We start from the raw sequence: 17,498 nt of genomic DNA on the forward strand, positions 1-17,498 counted from the left end.
CTGCGTCCTGAACATTCAGGATGGCTTCCCGCCGCCCTGTTCATGGGAACACATGACAACAGGTGGCCGTATGGCGGCACAGGCCCTCACGATGTCCGATGCCCTGAAGACCCGTGCGGGCCGCCGTGCGATCGCCGGCCGAATGACGCGTCAGGACGCCTTGGGCGCGCTCGGGGCATTCGTCGAAGGCCTGGCGCTGCGCTTCGGCACTTCGCTGAATTCGGCCGGGGGCTTCATCAGCGCCGCGTCTGGCTCACCGCGCTTGATCTTCTCCAGACGGTAGTTCTGCTCGCCCATGCGCGGGTCGGCATCGCGGCTCATGACGGTCAGCATCAGGTCGGGTGAACGCCAGACCTCGCGCGAGCTGACGATGGGCTTCTCGTTGCCGATCTTGCCGGCCTCGATGGTCCACGTCGTGCGCTCGCCGGTGACCTTCAGGCCGTCGATCTCCTTGGGTGCCAGCGCGGTCGTCGTGCCGCCCTCGCGCGGCAGCATGGGGAACTGCAACAGGGGCAGGGGCGGTAGCGGCGGCGTGGGCGGAGTCATCGGCGCCGGTGGTGCGGGCAGGGCGGGCATGGCAGGCATGGCGGGCAGTTCGCTGGCTCGGATGACGCGCAGCTCACGGCGGCGCTCGACGGCGCTGGCACCCGGCGCGGGTGGCGCCACCAGCTCCTGCTCGATGACGATGCCCGGCTCGCCGGCCATCGCGCGGCCGCGGACGCGCTCGGCATCCACGCTGCGGGCGCGCTCGGCCACGCGACCACCCCATTCCTTCCAGCGCGCCGCTTGCTCCTTCATGCGCTCGCCCCAGTCCTGCATCGACGCCTCCCAGGCGGCGTGCGCGGCCGCGTCGGCGCCCGGTGCCCAGACCATGGAGCCGCGCAGTCGTTGCACGCGCTTCTGGTCCGGGTAGATGACCCAGCTCTCCTTGGCCACCGGGTCGTTCAGGTAGACGACCTTGGGGCCACCCTCGCGCTGGACTTCCCGGCGCGTGCGACCCTCGCCGTCGCGGCAGAGCTGGCTCAGCTGCTTGCGCACGATGCGGTTGCCGTCGCCCAGCGTCTGCACGTTCTCGTGCACGGCCGTCGCGCAGTAGGGCGCACCACGCACGACGCGCTCGCCCTCCAGCTCGCGGCCGGCAAAGGCCAGGGCCTGGTCGCCCATGGCGATGCGCACGGGCAGGTCGGACAGGGCCAGCTGCACGCTGCGCTCGACTTCGCGTTCGATGTCCCGCGCTTGCAGGCGGTCGGCTTCCAGCGCGGTGGCCGAAGCGGCCATGGCGATCAGCGTCAGGACGGTGAGGGGCGTCTTCATGTCGTTCTCCAGGTCAATTCAGGATCCGCACGGCCAGCACCTGGYCGCTCGGGTTCAACATCAGCTCGGCGCGCACCGTCTCGTCGGCGCGCGCGGCATCAAAGGGCAGGCCCAGCAGCGCCAGGCGCTCGCGCGGCAGCTCGGCGGGTTGCAGCCACACGGCGGCATTGCGGCTGGCCGCCAGCGCCGCGCGGAACTCACCCTCCGGCACCAGCGGGACGAAGCCGCTGCCGGCAGGCGCCGCCTGCGCGGTCTGGGTGCCGGGCGGGTCCAGCAGCAGCATGGCGCTCAGCAGCACGGCGGCCGTGGCGCCCAGCGCCCCACTGCCCCAGGCCAGGCGGCGAAGCCAGCGGGGCTCGTGGGCCTCGGCCGTCTCGGCTACCCGGCGTCGGGCGCGCAGCACGCGTTGCTGGTCGGTCAGGCGGGCCAATAGCGCGGCGTCTTGGTCGGCGCCGGGTTGGAGCCGTGCGAACTCGCCGCGGGCGGGCAGCAGCCAGTCGGGGGTGTCGTTGGGGCTCATGGCTTTTCTCCCACGGTGAGCAGATCGGCCAGGCGCTGCCGGGCGCGGTGCAGGCGGGTGCGCAAGGTGTCCACGCTGACGCCTGCAATCGCGGCGGCGTCCTCGTAGCTGCGCTCCTGCAGGTCCACCAGCACGATGGCTTCGCGCTGCGGCCAGCTCAAGGCGCGAATGCCGGCCCAAAGGCCGTCCTGCTGTTGAGCCTGGTTCAGGCGGGTGTCGCTGGCCGGCATGGCCTCGGCGCCTTCGTCGGCGTCGAGGGAGTCGTCCAGCGGCACATGACGACGTGCGTCGCGCCACTGGTTCAGCAGTTGGTGGCGGGCCATGCCGGCGAGATAGGCGCCCAGCGAACCGCGGCCGGCGTTGAAGGACTGCGGCCCGCGCAACAACTGCGCAAAGGCTTCCTGCACGGCATCCAGCGCCGTGGCCTCGTCGCCGGCCAGCGCCAGCGCATAGCGGTAGACCGAGCCGCTCTCGCGCCGGTAGACCAGCGCCAGCGCGTCGGCGTCGCCATCGGCCACGCGGGCCAGCAGCGCGGCGTCATCGCCGGCTGCGGACGCGGCCGGGGCGACAAAGCCGAGGCGGGTCAGCCAGCTCATGTCGGGGCGCATGGGGAGGAGGCCTGCAGAAGTTGCATGTCCCTATTGAGCGCGGCGAGGCCCTTTCGTTACTCCGGACAAACCCGTCGTCACTTTCGGCATGGGCGCGGCGCGGCATGATCCTCACGCCCCCGGAACAGGAGACTGCCGCATGCTGAAGCTGCAAGGCATTGACCATCTCGTGCTGCGCGTCATCAACCTCGACGCCATGGTCCGCTTCTATGTCGACGTGCTCGGCTGCTCGGTCGAGCGCCGCCAGGACGAGATCGGCCTCGTGCAGCTGCGTGCCGGCCATTCGCTGATCGACCTCGTGCCGGTGGACGGCAAGCTTGGCCGCATGGGCGGGGCCGCGCCCGGCGTCGAGGGCCGCAACATGGATCACTTCTGCCTGCGCGTCGAACCCTTCGACGGGGACGCTATCCGCGCGCATCTGACGGCCCACGGCGTTGAGGGCGGCAAGACCGAGAGCCGCTATGGTGCCGAAGGCGAGGGGCCTTCCATCTACTTGAGCGACCCTGAAGGCAATGTCGTCGAACTGAAGGGGCCACCCGCATGAAACCGCTGATGAATCCTCTAGCCAGGGCCATCGCCTGGGGTGGCCTGCTCGCCGGCACCGGTGACCTCGTTTTCGCGCTGAGCTATTACGGCATGAAGCTGCGTGTCTTCCAGACCGTCGCCGCCGGCCTCATCGGCCGCGAGGTGGCCTTTGGCGGCGGGCCGGAGACCTTTGCGCTGGGCGTCGCGCTGCACTACGGCATCGCACTGATCTGGGCTGCCCTCTTCTGCGTGGTGGCCCTGCGGCTGCCGGCCCTGCTGCGCAATGCGACGGCCGCCGGCCTGGCTTATGGCTTCGTTGTCTACTTCGGCATGAACAACGTCGTGCTGCCGCTGTCGGCCCTGCACACGCCGTTCTGGCCACCCAAGCTGGATGCGGCGGCGATCGTCGCGCATTGCTTCCTGTTCGGCTTCCCGATCGGCCTGGCGGCGCGCCGGGTGCTGCTGGGCGGGCCGCGGCGCGGCTGACGTCGCTGGCCGCATCAGCAAATGCGGCCAGCGAGGAAGGGTGGGCCGGCTCGCGCAAAATCGCCCACCATGCGTGACCTGCCTACCAAGCTGCCCAATACCGGCACCACCATCTTCACCGTCATGTCGGCGCTGGCCACCGAGCATGGCGCCGTCAATCTCGGCCAGGGCTTCCCGGATTTCGGCGCCGACCCCGCCCTGCTGCAGGCCGTCACCGACGCCATGGCCGCCGGCCACAACCAGTACCCGCCGATGACCGGCGTGCCGGCGCTGCGCCAGGCCATCGCCACCAAGCTGAACGCGCTCTACGGCTCGGCCTATGACGCTGACCGTGACATCACGATCACAGCCGGCGGCACGCAGGGGCTGATCACGGCGCTGCACAGCTGCGTGGGCGCTGGCGATGAGGTCATCATCATCGAGCCGGCCTACGACAGCTACGACCCCGCCATCCGCCTGGCCGGTGCCATTCCCGTCGGCGTGCCGATGACGCTGGACTATTGCATCGACTGGACGGCGGTGCGTGCCGCCATCACGCCGCGCACGCGGGCGCTGGTGATCAACACGCCGCACAACCCCAGCGGCCGCATCGCGACCGCCGAGGACCTGCGCGAGCTGGAGCGGATCGCTGAAGCGCACGACCTCTTCGTCATCAGCGACGAGGTCTACGAGCACATGGTCTTCGATGGCGCACCACACGAGAGCGTCGCGCGCTACCCCGGCCTGAGGGAGCGCAGCTTCCTCGTCAGCAGCTTCGGCAAGACCTTCCATGTGACCGGCTGGAAGGTCGGCTTTGTCGCCGCGCCGCCGGCGCTGTCAGCGGCCTTTCGCCGTTTGCACCAGTACACCGTGTTCACCGTGCACACGCCGACCCAGCACGCGATTGCGGCCTATCTCGCCGACCCGGCACCCTGGCAGGGCTTGAGCGGCTTCTACCAGGCCAAGCGCGACGGCTTCCGCGCGGCGTTGTCAGCCACGCCGCTGAAGCTGCTGCCCTGCGAGGGCACCTACTTCCAGACGGTGGACTACAGCGCCGTGTCGGATCTGCCCGAGCTGGACTTCGCCCAATGGCTGACCACCGAGATCGGCGTCGCGGCCATCCCGCTGTCGGTCTTCTACCAGCAGCCGCAGGAGAGGCGGCATGTGAGGTTCTGCTTTGCGAAGCGGGATGAGACCTTGAAGCTGGCGACGCAGCGGCTGCAGAGCGGCCTGCACGGCTAGCGCCTCACGCTGGCACGCCCCGTGCTAACCCTGAGTCGGCAGGACCGGCACGCGCATTGCGGGAGGCACCGGTCGTGACCCAGCTCACGGAGGATGTCATGTCGCACCATCAGCGTGCAGTGCCCGATGCACGAAAAGCGGGGGCCGTGCCCAAACAAACGGCAGGCGAGGCGTTTGGCAAGTTGATCAACCTGTCGGGTCGACGCCGTTTCACATCGCAGCGCCTGGTGCTGTTCGCGGTGCTGGCCTTGCAAGGCCGCGAAGGTGCGCTCGCCACGGCCCACGATGCGCTGGCGACCTTCCGTGAGGCCCATCGCTCGCTGACCGAAGGCGAACTGTCGCCGCGTGCGCTGGGCGGCGAGCTGGAGCAGGCCTACTTCGGCCCCGACCGGGCCGATGAGCGCATCGGCGGCTTCATCGCGTTGGCGCAGCGAGCGCTCGATGCCATCGCCACCGAGGGCCGCAGCGCTGCGGCCCTGCTGGAGGAGCTGGTGGAAAGCGTCACACCGCTGCTGGCGGTGCTGAACCGGCTGACGCAGCTGTACGAGGACCTGGCCCGCCAGCAGGCCGCCGCGGCCAAGAAGCAACTCACCGCCGTCATGGGCGACATCGAGACCATCGCCAAACACGCCCGCATCGTGTCCTTCAACGCGCAGGTCGTCGCCGCGCGTGCGGGCGACTCGGGCCGCGAGTTCGCCGTCGTGTCGGGCGAGCTGACGCAGATCACCGGCAAGCTCGACGGCCTGGTGCGCGAGGCGGTGCGCAGCGCGGTGGCGTGAGCGGTCAGGCGGCCGGTCGCAAGGGGCAGCTCGCGCCGGTCTCAGGCGTCTCGGCCAAGCGCATGGCCAGCTCCGCCCTCAGGCCCTGCAACGCCGCGATGCGCGCGTCGATGTCTGCCAGCTTGCGCGCCAGCGCTGCCCGCAGCGCCGGGCCGGCCTCCTCGCCCTGGGCGAGCAAGGGCATGTCGGCCGCGATCTCGGTCAGCGTGAAGCCCAGTTGCTGGGCCGTGCGCACATAGCCCAGCCATTGAACGGTCTCCGCGGGGTAGTCGCGGTAGCCGTTGTCGGTGCGGCGCGCCTGCAGCAGGCCGCGCTTCTCGTAGAAGCGCAGGCTGTCGCGGCTCAGGCCGGTCAGTGTGGCGAGGGTGCCGATGAGCATGAGGCATCCGAAATAGCTTGACCTTGGAGTGTGGTCCAAGGTCGAGCATGTGTGCACGTCCCTATTTCATGCCTCGCCATGCCTGCCTTCAGCAACTCCGGTTTCCTGCGCGTCGTCTGGTTCAGCGCCCTCTACGACCTCATCGTCACCGCGCCCTTCGCCACGCCCTGGACCTTTGAATTGAATCGCGCCCAGCTCAGCGCCATCAACCAGGCCCTGGGGGGCCTGCCCCTGCCGGCTTTCGATGCGGTGCAGACCCTGTTCGCGCTGCTGATGGGCAGCATCGTCCTCGTCTGGTCGGTGCTGAGGTTGCGCGGGCCGACGGTGCAGTTCGGCCGCTATGACGCGGCCGGGCGGCTGTTGTTCGGGGTGTGGATGGCGTGGGCCTGGCTGCAGACCGGCGCACCGGTGATGCTGCTGTTCATCGTGCCCGAGCTGAGCTGGGCCGTGGTGCAGGCCTGGTGCGTCAGGGCGCGGCCTGCGTTCAGCGCGTCAGCGGGATGACCTCATCGCGCAGCAGGCGGAGTTGCGCCTCCAGCAGCGGTCCGTTCGGGTCGTGGCCGGCACGGGGCACCGTCACCAGCTTCTTGCGCGGCGCCTGGATGCCGTCGAACCAGGCCTGCGTCACGGCCGGCGGGGTCAGCAGGTCTTGCTCGCCCTGGATGAGGAAGACCGGCAGCCGGAAACGCGTGCGCTGTTCTTTCAGTGCCAGCTGCCAGAGCATGCCGTCGGCCTTGAAGCCGACGAACTTCAGGAAGGAGAAGTCCTCGCCGGCCTCGTAGGCGGCCAGGTCCTGCGGGCTGGCGTAGCCGGGCGCGGGGCGCCAGTCGGGGCCGGCGTCGCTGCGCTGGGCTTCGTAGCGGCGCACGATACGGCGCAGCTGGCCGAAGCTGCGCGGGTTGGTCCAGGGGGGCGTACCGAGGGCTTGCAGCGTGGTCAGTGCGGCCTCGTCTCCGAGCTCGCGGGCGCGTTGCAGCGTGAGGGCATGGCTGGCGATCAGATCCGGCGGCCCGACGAGCTGGGCCACGCCGACATAGGCATGGAAAAGCTCGGGCTTGAGACTCGCCATCTCCGCGGCCAGGGCCGAGCCCCAGGAGCTGCCGGTCAGAATGAGCTTGTTCTTGCCCAGACGCTGTTGCAGGTACTCGGCCACCGCGAGGCCATCGGCGGCCATCAGCGCCAGCGTCAGCGGCGTGCGCGCGAATTCTTCGGGCTCCAGCTCACGCACCGGCAGGTTGCGGCCATAGGTGCGGCCGGCGCCGCGTTGGTCCCATTGCACCAGGGTGAAGTCCTTGGCCCAGCCGCCGTAGAGATTGTCTGCAAACGGGCTGATCGGATTGCCGGGGCCGCCGTGGATGAAGAGCAGCACCGGGTTGCGGCAGTCCTGGCTGCTGATGGTCACCCACTGCGGGATGCCGTTGATGGCCACGAAGCCCTGCTCGCGGACGGTGCGGTCAGCAGCTTGCGCTTCGCAGGCCGGAGCCAGCGGCTCGGCAGCATGGCTCGTCAGCTGCGCAAGCAGCAGGACAGTGGTCAACAGACGTCGGATCAAGCCGGCTCCTCGCAGGGCGAGGCGCCGAAGCAGGCGCCATGGCGGCGCACTATAGGGGCGGGACTTGCTGCGAGATCAGCCCGCGCGCTCGAGCATGGCCTGCAACAGCACATTGCACCCCGCCTCGATGTGCTCGGGCTTGGCGTCCTCGATCTCGTTGTGGCTGATGCCGTCCTTGCAGGGGATGAAGATCATGCCAGCCGGGGCCAGGCGGGCCATGTAGACGGCGTCGTGGCCGGCGCCGGAGACCGCGCGCATATTGCTGTAACCCAGCGTGTCGGCGGCCTTCTGAACCGCAGCGATACAGTCGGCGTGGAAGGGTTGGGCCGGGTAGGCGCTGACCGGCGTGATTTCGATGGGCAGGCCGCTGTCGGCGCTCAGCTTGGCAGCCACGGCGCGGATGTCGGCGTCCATCGCTTCGCACAGCGCATCCGTCGCGTTGCGCAGGTCGATGCTGAACTTGACGCGGCCGGGGATGACGTTGCGGCTGTTGGGGTGGACCTGCACCATGCCCACGGTGCCGCGGCCATGCGGCGGGTGGCGGTGGGCGCAGGCGACCACTTCTTGCATCAGCTTGGCGGCCACCTGCAGCGCATCCTTGCGGAGGGCCATGGGCGTGGGGCCGGCGTGGGCCTCCATGCCGGTGACGACGCAGTCATACCAGCGGATGCCCAGCACCCCGGTGACGACGCCAATGGTCTTGTCGTGATCCTCCAGCACCGGGCCCTGCTCGATATGGGTCTCGAAGTAGGCGCCGATGGGGTGGTCGCCCGGCACTTGGCTGCCGACGTAGCCGATGCGCTCCAGCTCGCCCTTGACGGTCTTGCCTTCGGTGTCCGTCGCGGCGTAGGCATGCTCCAGCGTGAAGGCCTTGGCGAACACGCCCGAGCCCATCATGACGGGCACGAAGCGCGAGCCTTCTTCATTGGTCCAGAAGGCGACCTCGATGGGCGCCTCGGTCTCGATGCCGTGGTCATTCAGCGTGCGCACGACCTCGATGCCGGCCAGCACGCCGTAGTTGCCGTCGAACTTGCCGCCGGTGGGCTGGGTGTCGATGTGGCTGCCGGTCATGATGGGGGCCAAGCTGTTGTTGCGGCCCGCGCGGCGCATGAAGCCGTTGCCGATCTGGTCGATGGTGACCGTCATGCCCGCCTCGCGCGCCCACCGCGTGACGAGGTCGCGGCCCTGCTTGTCGAGGTCGGTCAGCGTCAGGCGGCAGACGCCGCCCTTCTCGGTGGCGCCGATCTGCGCCAGCTCCATCAGCGAGTCCCAGAGGCGCTGGCCGTTGACGCGCAGCTTCGTGATGTCTGTCTTGGTGGGCATGTCCATCGTGGACTCCTAGAGCTTCGTGCCGAAGCGCAGTTTGTTGTGGTCGGGGTCGACGAGCAGGAACTCGCGTACGCCCCAGGGCATGTCTTCAATGGGCTTGACCGGCTTCACGCCTTTGGCCGTGAAGGCGGCGTAGACGGCGTCGGCGTCGGGCACCCAGAAATAGACGGCGCCACCGGGCGCGCAGTCGCCGGCGTGGCCGGTCAGGAAGATCGTCTGGCCCTCGCGCGTGAGCTGCAGGAACAGCGGCAGGCCGGGTTCGAACTGGTGCTGCCAGTCGATGCTGAAACCCAGCTGGTCGATGTAGAAGGCTTGCGCGCGCGCCGCGTCCGTCATGCGCAGCTGGGGGATGACGGTTTGCATGTCAGCGGCGCCCGGCCGCCCGAAGGCGCTGACGCGCCCCCTCGGGGGGCAGAGAGCGAAGCGAGCGTGGGGGCTTCATTTTCATCGAGCGACGGCGGTAGGAGCCAGGTCGTGGGCGCGCTTGGCCGCGGCATCGAACTGCGGGCCGAACGGCGGGCGCTTCAGATAGCGACCCTTGCCTTGCTCGGCGCGCAGCTCGCCGCGGGCGAACACGAGGCGGCCTTGCGCGATCGTGTGGCTGGCAATGCCGCGCACGGTGCGGCCCTCGAAGATGTTGAAGTCGTTCCTGGAGAACTGCGTCTTGGCGCTCAACGTCTTGATGCCGGCCGGGTCCCACAGCACGAGGTCGGCGTCCGACCCTTCAGCGATGACGCCCTTGCGCGGGTACATATTGAAGAGCTTGGCCGCGTTGGAAGACGTGATGGCGACGAACTCGCTGGGCGTCAGGCGGCCGGAATTGACACCAGCGTCCCACAGCACCGCCATGCGCTCCTCGACGCCACCGCAGCCGTTGGGGATCTTGGCGAAGTTGTCGATGCCGGCGGCCTTCTGGCTGGCGCAGAAGGTGCAGTGGTCGGTCGCCGTCGTGTGCAGCTGGCCGCTCTGCAGGCCGCGCCACAGGAACTCCTGGTGGATCTTGGGCCGGAAGGGCGGGCTCATCACATAGGCGGCGGCCTTGGCGAAATCCGGATCGCGGTAGACGCTGTCGTCGATCAGCAGATGGCCGGCCAGCACCTCGCCGTAGACGCGCTGGCCGCGGGCGCGCGCACGGGCGATCGCCTCGGCGCTCTCGATGCAGCTGACGTGCACGATGTAGATGGGCACGCCCAGCACATCGGCAATCGCGATGGCGCGGTTGGCGGCCTCGCCTTCCACCATCGGCGGGCGGCTCAGCGGATGACCCTCGGGGCCGGTGATGCCCATCTTGGCGACCTCGGCCTGCAGCAGATAGACCAGCTCGCCGTTCTCGGCGTGCACGGTCGGCATGGCGCCGAGTTCGAGGGCACGCTTGAAGCTGTTCACCAGCGTCTCGTCGTCGCACATGATGGCGTTCTTGTAGGCCATGAAGTGCTTGAAGCTGTTGACGCCTTCCTCGCGCACCAGGGTGCCCATGTCGGCATGCACCTGCTCGCTCCACCAGGTCACGGCGACATGGAAGGCGTAGTCGGCCGCGCTCTTCTCGGCCCAGCCGCGCCACTGCCGGTAGGCGTCCATCAGCGGTTGCTGCGGGTTGGGGATGACGAAGTCGATGATGGACGTCGTGCCGCCCGCCAGGCCCGCCGCCGTGCCGCTGAAGAAGTCGTCCTGCGTGACCGTGCCCATGAAGGGCAGCTGCATATGGGTGTGCGGGTCGATGCCGCCGGGAATGAGGTACTGGCCGGTGCCGTCCAGCGTCGTCGTGCCGGCGGGCGCTTCGGTGACGGCGCGCTCGCCCATCGCGGCGATGCGGCCGTCGACACAGAGCACATCGGTGCGGGACTCGGCATCGGCATTGACGACGACGGCGCCGCGGATCAACAGGGAAGTCATGTCGCGCTCCTCGTGAGCGGTTGGGGTTGGGTCTTGCCAGCCATCAGTGCGCCATAGACGATGGCGGCAAGGGCAAGACCGGCAAACCAGGCGTACGTGTAGATGGCCTTGAAGGCCGTGCCGACCTCGGGGAAGGCGGCCGGGAAGGCGGCGTTCAGGAAGCCGGGGATATTGGGCGCGACGCCGACAGCGAAGGCGATGACGGCGGCGATGTTCCAGCCGCCGCGGTAGCTGTAGCGGCCACCTTCGCGGTAGAGCTCATCCACCGCCAGCTCGGTCTTGCGCAGCACGTAGTAGTCGACGATGAGGATGCCGGCGACCGGCCCCAGCAGCGCCGAATAGCCGATCAGCCACGTGAAGATATAGCCCTCGGTCGAGGCCAGGATCTTCCACGGCATCATGACGATGGCGATACCGGCCGTCAGCATGCCGCCGGTCTTGTAGCTGATCTTGCCCGGCGCCAGCGCCGAGAAGTCATAGGCCGGGCCGACGAGGTTGGCCGCGAGGTTGACGCTGACGGTGTCGATCAGCAGCACGATGAGGGCGATCAGCACGGCGGCACCCGTCATGCGGCTGGCCACGTCCACCGGGTCCCACAGCGCCTTGCCGTAGATGACGACGGTGGCCGAGGTGACGAACACGGCCAGCGCCGCCAGCAGGCCCATGGGCAGCGGCAGGCCGATGGCCTGGCCGATGAGCTGGTCGCGTTGCGTCTTGGCAAAGCGTGTGAAGTCGGGGATGTTCAGCGCCAACGTCGCCCAGAAGCCGACCATGGCGGTCAGCGAGGGCCAGAACACGGCAGAGAACTGGCCGGCCTTCTTGCCGCCTTCCACGAACGCCGAGGGCTGGTCGAGGATGGGCCCGAAGCCGCCGGCCTTGTCCCAGGCCCACCACAGCAGCACGAAGCAGATGACGATCTTGATCGGTGCCGTGTAGGTCTCGAGCTTGCGGATGGCCTCGATGCCGTGCACGACGAACCAGAACTGCAGCGCCCAGAACAGCAGGAAGCAGCCGAGCTGCGCCGGGTTGATGCCCAGGCCCGGCAGCGGATCGCCGGTCAGCGGATGGCCGATCAGCACGCCGGCCAGCGTGTAGATCATCTGGCCGCCGAACCAGGTCTGGATGCCGTACCAGCCGCAGGCCACCAGCGCCCGCAGCAGGGCCGGCAGCCGCGCGCCCTGGGTGCCGAAGGAGGCCCGCGCCAGCACCGCATACGGGATGCCGTATTTGGCGCCGGCATGGCCGATCAGCAGCATGGGCACCAGCACGATGAGGTTGCCCAGGAAGACCGTGCCGACGGCCTGGCTCCAGCTCATGCCCGACTCGATGAGGCTGGCCGCCAGTGTGTAAGCCGGGATGCACATGACCATGCCCACCCACAGCGCCGCAAAGTGGTACCAGCGCCAGGTCCGCTGGGCAGCGGTCGTCGGGATCAGGTCCGGATTGCTCAGCGTGGGGTCGGTCATGGGCAGCGTCCTTGCGGTTCAGGTGTTCTGCGGGAAAGCAAATTGCGGGCCCTTGGGCAGGCTGTCCGGCCAGCGCTGCATGACGGCCTTGTGCTTGGTATAGAAGCGCACCGCCTCGGGGCCGTAGGCGTGATGGTCGCCGAACAGGCTGCGCTTCCAGCCGCCGAAGCTGTTGAAGGCCATGGGCACCGGCAGGGGCACGTTGACGCCCACCATGCCGACCTGGATGTGGTGCACGAACTCGCGCGCCACATGGCCGTCGCGGGTGAAGATGGCCACGCCATTGGCGTACTCATTGGCCTCGATCAGCGCGAGCGCGGCGGCCAGGTCGGGCACGCGCACGACGCAGAGCACCGGCCCGAAGATCTCCTCGGTGTAGCAGCTCATGTCGGCCGACACGCCGTCCAGCAGCGTGCCGCCGACGAAGAAGCCGTCTTCAAACCCGGCCACGCGATGGCCACGGCCATCGACGACGGCCTTGGCGCCGGCCGCCACGCCTTCGCCGATCAGCTTCTCGACGCGCTGCTGCGAGGCGCGCGTGATCAGCGGCCCCATCTCCATGCCGGCACCAAATCCCTCGCCGATCTTCAGTGCGGCGACCTTGGGCGCGAGTGCGGCCACCAGCGCATCCGCTGCATCGCCCACGGCCACGGCCACCGAGATCGCCATGCAGCGCTCGCCGGCCGAGCCATAGGCCGCGCCCATCAGTGCGTCCACGGCCTGTTCGAGGTCGGCGTCGGGCATGACGACCATGTGGTTCTTGGCGCCGCCCAGGGCCTRCACGCGCTTGCCGTGGGCCGAGCCGACCTTGTAGATGTGTTCGGCCACGGGCGTGGAGCCGACGAAGCTGACGGCCGCGATGCCGGGGTGGGCCAGGATGGCGTCGACGATGTCCTTGTCGCCCTGGATGACGCTGAACACGCCGTCGGGCAGACCCGCGTCCTTCAACCATTGCGCCATCAGCAGCGACGCCGACGGGTCGCGCTCGCTGGGCTTCAGGATGAAGGCATTGCCGCAGCCGATGGCCAGCGGATACATCCACATGGGCACCATGGCCGGGAAGTTGAACGGCGTGATGCCGGCCACGACGCCCAGCGGCTGACGCACGCTCCAGGCGTCCAGGCCCCGAGCGATCTGCTCGGTGTACTCGCCCTTCAGCAGTTGCGGCATGGCGGTCGCGAACTCGATGTTCTCGATGCCGCGAGCCACTTCGCCCAGCGCGTCGGGCAGCGTCTTGCCGTGCTCGCGCACCAGCGCGCGGGCCAGCTCTTCGCGCTTGTCCTGCACGATGGACAGGAACTTGAACAGCACGCGCGAGCGCGCCAGGGCCGGCGTCTGGGCCCAGGCCTTGGCGGCCTTGGTGGCGCTGGCCACGGCGGCGTCCAGGTCGGCGACGCTGCCCAGCAGCAGCTTGCCTTGCACCGCGCCGGTGGCGGGGTTGTAGATGTCCTGCTGCCGGTCGCCATTGCCGCGGTTGATGGCCCCGTTGATCCAGTGTCCAACTTCGTAGTGACTGCTCATTTCAATTCCTTCAGGCGCAGCCCGAACGCATGGGGTTGTTCGGGTGCGTGGTCCAGTTGGCATAGCTGCCGTCGATGACGCGGCCCGTGCGGGCATCCGTCTCGCCGGCTTCCAGCTTGCGCATCGTGATGGTGCCAGGGACGGGGCAGATCGACACGCAGAGATTGCAACCGACGCATTCGGCGTCGTTGACCTCGAAATGGCGCTGGCCGTTCTTGGTGGCAAAGATGGCCTGGTGGGAGGTGTCCTCGCAGACGACGTGGCAGCGCCCGCACTTGATGCAGCTGTCCTGGTCGATGACCGCCTTCTCGACGTAGTTCAGGTTGAGCTGGTTCCAGTTCTTCACGGTGGGCACGGCGCGGCCCTGGAAGTCGGCGATGCTCTTGTAGCCCTTCTCGTCCATGAAGGTGTTCAGGCCCGAGCACATGTCCTGCACGATCTTGAAGCCATAGACCATGGCGGCCGTGCAGACCTGCACCGTGCCGCAGCCCATGGCGATGAACTCGGCCGCGTCGCGCCAGGTGGTGATGCCGCCGATGCCGCTGATGGGCAAACCGGCCGTGGTCGGGTCGCGGGCGATCTCGGCCACCATGTTCAGTGCGATCGGCTTCACGGCCTGGCCGCAGTAGCCGCCGTGCGAACCCAGGCCGTCGGTGACCGGGCTCATGGTCATGCGGTCCAGGTCCACACCCATGACCGAGTTGATGGTGTTGATGAGGCTGACCGCATCGGCGCCGCCGGCATGCGCAGCGCGCGCCGGGAAGCGCACATCGGTGATGTTGGGCGTCAGCTTCACGATGACGGGCATCTTGGTGTGCTTCTTGCACCACTCGGTGACCTGCTGGATGTACTCCGGCACCTGGCCGACGGCCGAGCCCATGCCACGCTCGCTCATGCCATGCGGGCAGCCGAAGTTCAGCTCCACGCCGTCGGCACCGGTGTCGGCCACGCGTTCAAGAATCGCCTTCCAGCTCGCCTCGTTCACCGGCACCATCAGCGACACGATCATGGCCCGGTCGGGGAAGTCGCGCTTCACGCGCTTGATTTCGTCCAGGTTGGTCTGCAGCGGCCGGTCGGAGATCAGCTCGATGTTGTTGAAGCCGATGACACGGCGGTCCTGGCTCCACAGCGTGGCGTAGCGCGGGCCGTTGACGTTGACGACCGGCGGGTCCTCACCCAACGTCTTCCAGACCACGCCGCCCCAGCCGGCCTCGAAGGCGCGGCGGACATTGATCTCCTTGTCGGTCGGCGGCGCCGAAGCGAGCCAGAAGGGATTCGGGCTCTTGATGCCCAGGAAGTCGGTGCTCAGGTCAGCCATTCGAGGCCTCCTTGTCCATGTGACGGGCGGTGCTCAGGCCCAGGGCGCGGTCGATGCTGACGGCGGCGCGCTTGCCGTGTTCGACGGCTTCCACGGTCAGGTCCCTGCCGCCGGCGCGGCAGTCGCCACCGGCCCAGACGCGGGCCAGGCTGGTCTGGCCATCGGCGTCGGTCTTGATGCGGCCGGATTGCAGTTCGATGCCGGCGCCCGCGGGGGCCGCCTCATAGGTCTGGCCGATGGCGCGCAGCACCATGTCGGCCTCGATGAAGAACTGCTCGCCGGTGTCGACCAGCTTGCCGCCTTCGAGCTGGGTGGCCGCGAAGCGCATGCCGCGCAGCGCGCCGCCTGCCGCCTCGACGGACAGGGGCCGCGCCCAGCAGCGGATGGTCACGCCGTTGGTTTGAGCCCAGTGCTGCTCGTGCTCGGAGGCCGACAGGCCGTCGGGCCCGCGGCGGTAGACCATGGTCACCTGCTCGGCGCCCAGCAGCCGGCTCTGAACCGCCGCGTCCACGGCCGTCATGCCGCCGCCGATGACGACGACCTTGCGGCCCACGGTGACGATCTCCGGTGCGCTCTGGCGCAGTTCGGCGATGAAGTCGACGGCGTCGCGCAGGCCGGTGACCTGCGGCTCGGCAATGCCCAGTGCGTTCACGCCGGCCAGGCCCAGGCCGAGGAAGACGGCGTCGTACTCAGCCAGCAGGCCGTCGAGGGTGATGTCGCGGCCGAGTCGACAGTTCAGCTTGGGCGTGATGCCGCCAATGCTCAGCAGCCAGTCGATCTCCTTCTGCGCAAAGCCGCCGGCGACCTTGTAGCTGGCCAAGCCGTATTCGTTCAGGCCGCCGAGCTTGGGCGCCGCGTCGAACAGCACCACGTCGTGGCCGCGCCAGGCCAGGCCGTGCGCCGCAGCCAGGCCGGCCGGGCCGGCACCGACGACGGCAATGCGGCGGCCCGTCGGCATGCCGCGCTCGAACAGCGGCTTGGCTCCGGGATTGGCGAAGTGACCCTCCACCGCATAGCGCTGCAGCATGCCGATCTCGACCGGCTTGCTTTCGTTGGTGTTGCGCACGCAGGCCTGCTCGCACAGCACCTCGGTCGGGCAGACGCGGGCGCACATGCCGCCCAGCGGGTTGGCCGTCAGGATGGCCTCAGCCGCGCCGCGCACATTGTCCTGCGCCACCCGCTGGATGAAGCTCGGGATGTCGATGCCCGTGGGGCAGGCCGTCTGGCAGGGCGCGTCGTAACAGTAGTAGCAGCGCTCGGCCTCGATCAGCGCCTGCGTGCGGTTCAGCGGCGGATGGGCGTCGGCAAAGTTGCTGGCGTACTCATCGGGCGTCAGGCGCCCGGATTTCAAGTCGGCAAGGTCCACGGGAATCTCCCAGGCGAAAACAGGCAAACATTACTACCCTGTAAAACTTGACCGAAGCGTAAAAACCCGCAGGGCCGGCTTGGTGCGCCCCGTCAAAATGCGCGCCATGACCGACACCGCGACCGTGACGCGCACCCCGCGCGCCGCCACCCTGCGCAAGCAGGAGGCCATCCTTGCCGAGGCCGAACGCCAGTTCGCCCGCTTTGGTTTTGAAGGCGTCAGCCTCGACAGCATCGCGGCCGTGCTCGATCTGTCCCGCCAGAACCTGCTCTACCACTGGCCCAGCAAGGAGGACCTCTACCGCGCCGTGCTGGACAGCGTCATGGGCGAGTGGATGGCCAATATGAACGCCATCACCGAGGCCGACGAACCCGAGGGCGCCATCCAGGCCTATGTGTCGGCAAAACTACGTTTCAGCCGGGATCGGGCCAGCGGCAACGCCGTTTTCACGCGCGAGATCATGGCCGGCGCGCCGCGCTACCAGGACGTGCTGAAGGCCCAGGTCATGCCGCTGCTGCATGCCGACGTCGAGCGCTTCGAGGGCTGGGCCGATGAAGGCTTGATCCGGCGTGTCGACTTCACCCATCTGATGTTCCTGATCTGGTCGTCCACCCAGGCCTATGCCGACCTCGGGCCGCAGTTTTCCCTCTACATGGGCAAGCCGGCGCTGGACGATGCCGACTTCGAGGCCGCACGCGAGTTGATCACCAGCCTGATCTGGCGCAGCCTCAAGCCATGAGCACGCGCCGTGTCGCCCTGGCGGCGTTGATGCTGGCGACGGCTGCCTTCGCTCATGCCGCGCCGCCCCCCAAGTTGCTGGCTCAACTCAAGGCCCAGTCCGACGCCTGGGACCAGGCCATCATCAAGAAGGACCGCGCTGCCATCGAGGCGAACATGGCCGCGGACTTCCGCCAGATCGATGGCCGCGGCAACATCGAGACCAAGGCCAGCTTTGTCGAGGGACTGGTCTCGCCCGACCTCGTCATCGACCCCTACACCGTCGAAGACTTCGAGGTGCGCGTCTACGGCGACACGGCCCTGCTCAGCGGCCGCACGCGCATGACGGGCAAGTACGAGGGCCAGGCCTTCAAGAGCCATTACCGCTACATCGACATCTACGTGAAGCGCGGCGGGGCCTGGAAGATCGTCAGCGTGCAGATCAGCCGCATCCCGGAACCCGACAAGGCGCCCTGACCGGGGGATCGCACCAGTTTCTGCGCG

At 68.5% G+C, this 17,498-nt stretch carries 19 protein-coding genes; 7 read left to right on the top strand and 12 right to left on the bottom strand.

The features are described from left to right. Nucleotides 1-150 precede the first annotated feature (150 nt). The 3 genes from AC1DW3_RS00820 to AC1DW3_RS00830 are packed head-to-tail and all read right to left on the bottom strand — an operon-like array spanning nt 151 to nt 2,430. Nucleotides 151-1,314 (bottom strand): hypothetical protein, encoded by a 1,164-nt coding sequence (locus AC1DW3_RS00820; protein WP_477927728.1) that lies wholly within the window; start codon nt 1,312-1,314, stop codon nt 151-153. A 13-nt stretch (nt 1,315-1,327) separates the two neighbouring features. Then, nucleotides 1,328-1,834 carry a hypothetical protein gene (locus tag AC1DW3_RS00825; protein ID WP_477927730.1) on the bottom strand — a complete coding sequence of 169 codons (507 nt, stop codon included), beginning with the start codon at nt 1,832-1,834 and terminating at the stop codon, nt 1,328-1,330. After that, nucleotides 1,831-2,430, bottom strand: coding sequence for an RNA polymerase sigma factor (locus AC1DW3_RS00830; RefSeq protein ID WP_477927732.1), 600 nt, complete (start codon nt 2,428-2,430; stop codon nt 1,831-1,833). Before AC1DW3_RS00830 ends, AC1DW3_RS00825 begins: the two co-directional genes overlap by 4 nt. 151 nt (nt 2,431-2,581) lie before the next feature. Here AC1DW3_RS00830 and AC1DW3_RS00835 point away from each other — a divergent pair, with 151 nt between their 5' ends. From AC1DW3_RS00835 to AC1DW3_RS00850, 4 genes are all read left to right on the top strand, one after another. Beyond that, nucleotides 2,582-2,986, top strand: a complete 405-nt coding sequence (locus AC1DW3_RS00835; RefSeq protein ID WP_477927734.1) for a VOC family protein — start codon at nt 2,582-2,584, stop codon at nt 2,984-2,986. Nucleotides 2,987-2,994: 8 nt separating this feature from the next. Beyond that, complete coding sequence (locus AC1DW3_RS00840; RefSeq protein ID WP_477927736.1) at nt 2,995-3,453, top strand: hypothetical protein; 459 nt, start codon at nt 2,995-2,997, stop codon at nt 3,451-3,453. A 69-nt stretch (nt 3,454-3,522) separates the two neighbouring features. Next, nucleotides 3,523-4,674 carry a methionine aminotransferase gene (locus AC1DW3_RS00845; RefSeq protein ID WP_477927737.1) on the top strand — a complete coding sequence of 384 codons (1,152 nt, stop codon included), beginning with the start codon at nt 3,523-3,525 and terminating at the stop codon, nt 4,672-4,674. A 146-nt stretch (nt 4,675-4,820) separates the two neighbouring features. Then, nucleotides 4,821-5,453, top strand: coding sequence for a type IV pili methyl-accepting chemotaxis transducer N-terminal domain-containing protein (locus tag AC1DW3_RS00850; RefSeq protein WP_477927739.1), 633 nt, complete (start codon nt 4,821-4,823; stop codon nt 5,451-5,453). Nucleotides 5,454-5,457: 4 nt separating this feature from the next. Here the strand turns inward: AC1DW3_RS00850 and AC1DW3_RS00855 are convergent, their stop codons facing one another. Beyond that, entirely contained in the window at nt 5,458-5,832 is a 375-nt protein-coding gene (locus tag AC1DW3_RS00855; protein WP_477927741.1) for a MerR family transcriptional regulator, read from the bottom strand. Between the two features lie 78 nt (nt 5,833-5,910). Between AC1DW3_RS00855 and AC1DW3_RS00860 the strand changes: the two genes are divergently transcribed. Beyond that, complete coding sequence (locus tag AC1DW3_RS00860) at nt 5,911-6,336, top strand: hypothetical protein (protein ID WP_477927743.1); 426 nt, start codon at nt 5,911-5,913, stop codon at nt 6,334-6,336. Here the strand turns inward: AC1DW3_RS00860 and AC1DW3_RS00865 are convergent. From AC1DW3_RS00865 to AC1DW3_RS00900, 8 genes are all read right to left on the bottom strand, one after another. Continuing rightward, nucleotides 6,317-7,384, bottom strand: a complete 1,068-nt coding sequence (locus AC1DW3_RS00865; RefSeq protein ID WP_477927745.1) for an alpha/beta fold hydrolase — start codon at nt 7,382-7,384, stop codon at nt 6,317-6,319. The two genes, AC1DW3_RS00860 and AC1DW3_RS00865, sit on opposite strands and share 20 nt — an antisense overlap. 75 nt (nt 7,385-7,459) lie before the next feature. After that, nucleotides 7,460-8,713: a Zn-dependent hydrolase gene (locus AC1DW3_RS00870; RefSeq protein ID WP_477927747.1), complete on the bottom strand. Its 1,254-nt coding sequence runs from the start codon at nt 8,711-8,713 to the stop codon at nt 7,460-7,462. 9 nt (nt 8,714-8,722) lie between these two features. Continuing rightward, complete coding sequence (locus AC1DW3_RS00875) at nt 8,723-9,076, bottom strand: bleomycin resistance protein (protein WP_477927749.1); 354 nt, start codon at nt 9,074-9,076, stop codon at nt 8,723-8,725. 81 nt (nt 9,077-9,157) lie between these two features. Next, complete coding sequence (hydA, locus tag AC1DW3_RS00880; RefSeq protein ID WP_477927751.1) at nt 9,158-10,606, bottom strand: dihydropyrimidinase; 1,449 nt, start codon at nt 10,604-10,606, stop codon at nt 9,158-9,160. Next, entirely contained in the window at nt 10,603-12,072 is a 1,470-nt protein-coding gene (locus AC1DW3_RS00885) for an NCS1 family nucleobase:cation symporter-1 (protein ID WP_477927753.1), read from the bottom strand. The genes hydA and AC1DW3_RS00885 overlap by 4 nt, the downstream gene beginning before the upstream one ends. Before the next feature lie 18 nt (nt 12,073-12,090). Further along, nucleotides 12,091-13,593, bottom strand: a complete 1,503-nt coding sequence (locus AC1DW3_RS00890) for a CoA-acylating methylmalonate-semialdehyde dehydrogenase (protein WP_477927755.1) — start codon at nt 13,591-13,593, stop codon at nt 12,091-12,093. Nucleotides 13,594-13,603: 10 nt separating this feature from the next. After that, complete coding sequence (gene preA, locus AC1DW3_RS00895) at nt 13,604-14,911, bottom strand: NAD-dependent dihydropyrimidine dehydrogenase subunit PreA (RefSeq protein WP_477927757.1); 1,308 nt, start codon at nt 14,909-14,911, stop codon at nt 13,604-13,606. After that, the gene (locus AC1DW3_RS00900) at nt 14,904-16,277 is read right to left on the bottom strand and encodes an NAD(P)-dependent oxidoreductase (RefSeq protein ID WP_477927758.1); all 1,374 of its coding nucleotides are present in this window, start codon (nt 16,275-16,277) and stop codon (nt 14,904-14,906) included. Before AC1DW3_RS00900 ends, preA begins: the two co-directional genes overlap by 8 nt. A 106-nt stretch (nt 16,278-16,383) precedes the next feature. On the opposite strand from AC1DW3_RS00900, the gene AC1DW3_RS00905 reads away from it, so the two are divergent. Next, nucleotides 16,384-17,016 carry a TetR family transcriptional regulator C-terminal domain-containing protein gene (locus tag AC1DW3_RS00905; protein ID WP_477927760.1) on the top strand — a complete coding sequence of 211 codons (633 nt, stop codon included), beginning with the start codon at nt 16,384-16,386 and terminating at the stop codon, nt 17,014-17,016. After that, nucleotides 17,013-17,471 carry a nuclear transport factor 2 family protein gene (locus AC1DW3_RS00910; protein ID WP_477927762.1) on the top strand — a complete coding sequence of 153 codons (459 nt, stop codon included), beginning with the start codon at nt 17,013-17,015 and terminating at the stop codon, nt 17,469-17,471. Before AC1DW3_RS00905 ends, AC1DW3_RS00910 begins: the two co-directional genes overlap by 4 nt. The last annotated feature ends 27 nt before the right edge of the window (nt 17,472-17,498 follow it).

Source organism: Roseateles sp. P2_H4 (assembly GCF_056403315.1).

Coding starts and splice junctions, on each gene's coding strand:
- AC1DW3_RS00835 (WP_477927734.1), top strand. CDS start 2,582: ATGCTGAAGCTGCAAGGCATTGACCATCTCGTGCTGCGCGTCATCAAC.
- AC1DW3_RS00840 (WP_477927736.1), top strand. CDS start 2,995: ATGAATCCTCTAGCCAGGGCCATCGCCTGGGGTGGCCTGCTCGCCGGC.
- AC1DW3_RS00870 (WP_477927747.1), bottom strand. CDS start 8,713: ATGGACATGCCCACCAAGACAGACATCACGAAGCTGCGCGTCAACGGC.
- AC1DW3_RS00905 (WP_477927760.1), top strand. CDS start 16,384: ATGACCGACACCGCGACCGTGACGCGCACCCCGCGCGCCGCCACCCTG.
- AC1DW3_RS00860 (WP_477927743.1), top strand. CDS start 5,911: ATGCCTGCCTTCAGCAACTCCGGTTTCCTGCGCGTCGTCTGGTTCAGC.
- AC1DW3_RS00910 (WP_477927762.1), top strand. CDS start 17,013: ATGAGCACGCGCCGTGTCGCCCTGGCGGCGTTGATGCTGGCGACGGCT.
- hydA (WP_477927751.1), bottom strand. CDS start 10,606: ATGACTTCCCTGTTGATCCGCGGCGCCGTCGTCGTCAATGCCGATGCC.
- AC1DW3_RS00820 (WP_477927728.1), bottom strand. CDS start 1,314: ATGAAGACGCCCCTCACCGTCCTGACGCTGATCGCCATGGCCGCTTCG.
- AC1DW3_RS00875 (WP_477927749.1), bottom strand. CDS start 9,076: ATGCAAACCGTCATCCCCCAGCTGCGCATGACGGACGCGGCGCGCGCG.
- AC1DW3_RS00855 (WP_477927741.1), bottom strand. CDS start 5,832: ATGCTCATCGGCACCCTCGCCACACTGACCGGCCTGAGCCGCGACAGC.
- AC1DW3_RS00830 (WP_477927732.1), bottom strand. CDS start 2,430: ATGAGCTGGCTGACCCGCCTCGGCTTTGTCGCCCCGGCCGCGTCCGCA.
- preA (WP_477927757.1), bottom strand. CDS start 14,911: ATGGCTGACCTGAGCACCGACTTCCTGGGCATCAAGAGCCCGAATCCC.
- AC1DW3_RS00885 (WP_477927753.1), bottom strand. CDS start 12,072: ATGACCGACCCCACGCTGAGCAATCCGGACCTGATCCCGACGACCGCT.
- AC1DW3_RS00845 (WP_477927737.1), top strand. CDS start 3,523: ATGCGTGACCTGCCTACCAAGCTGCCCAATACCGGCACCACCATCTTC.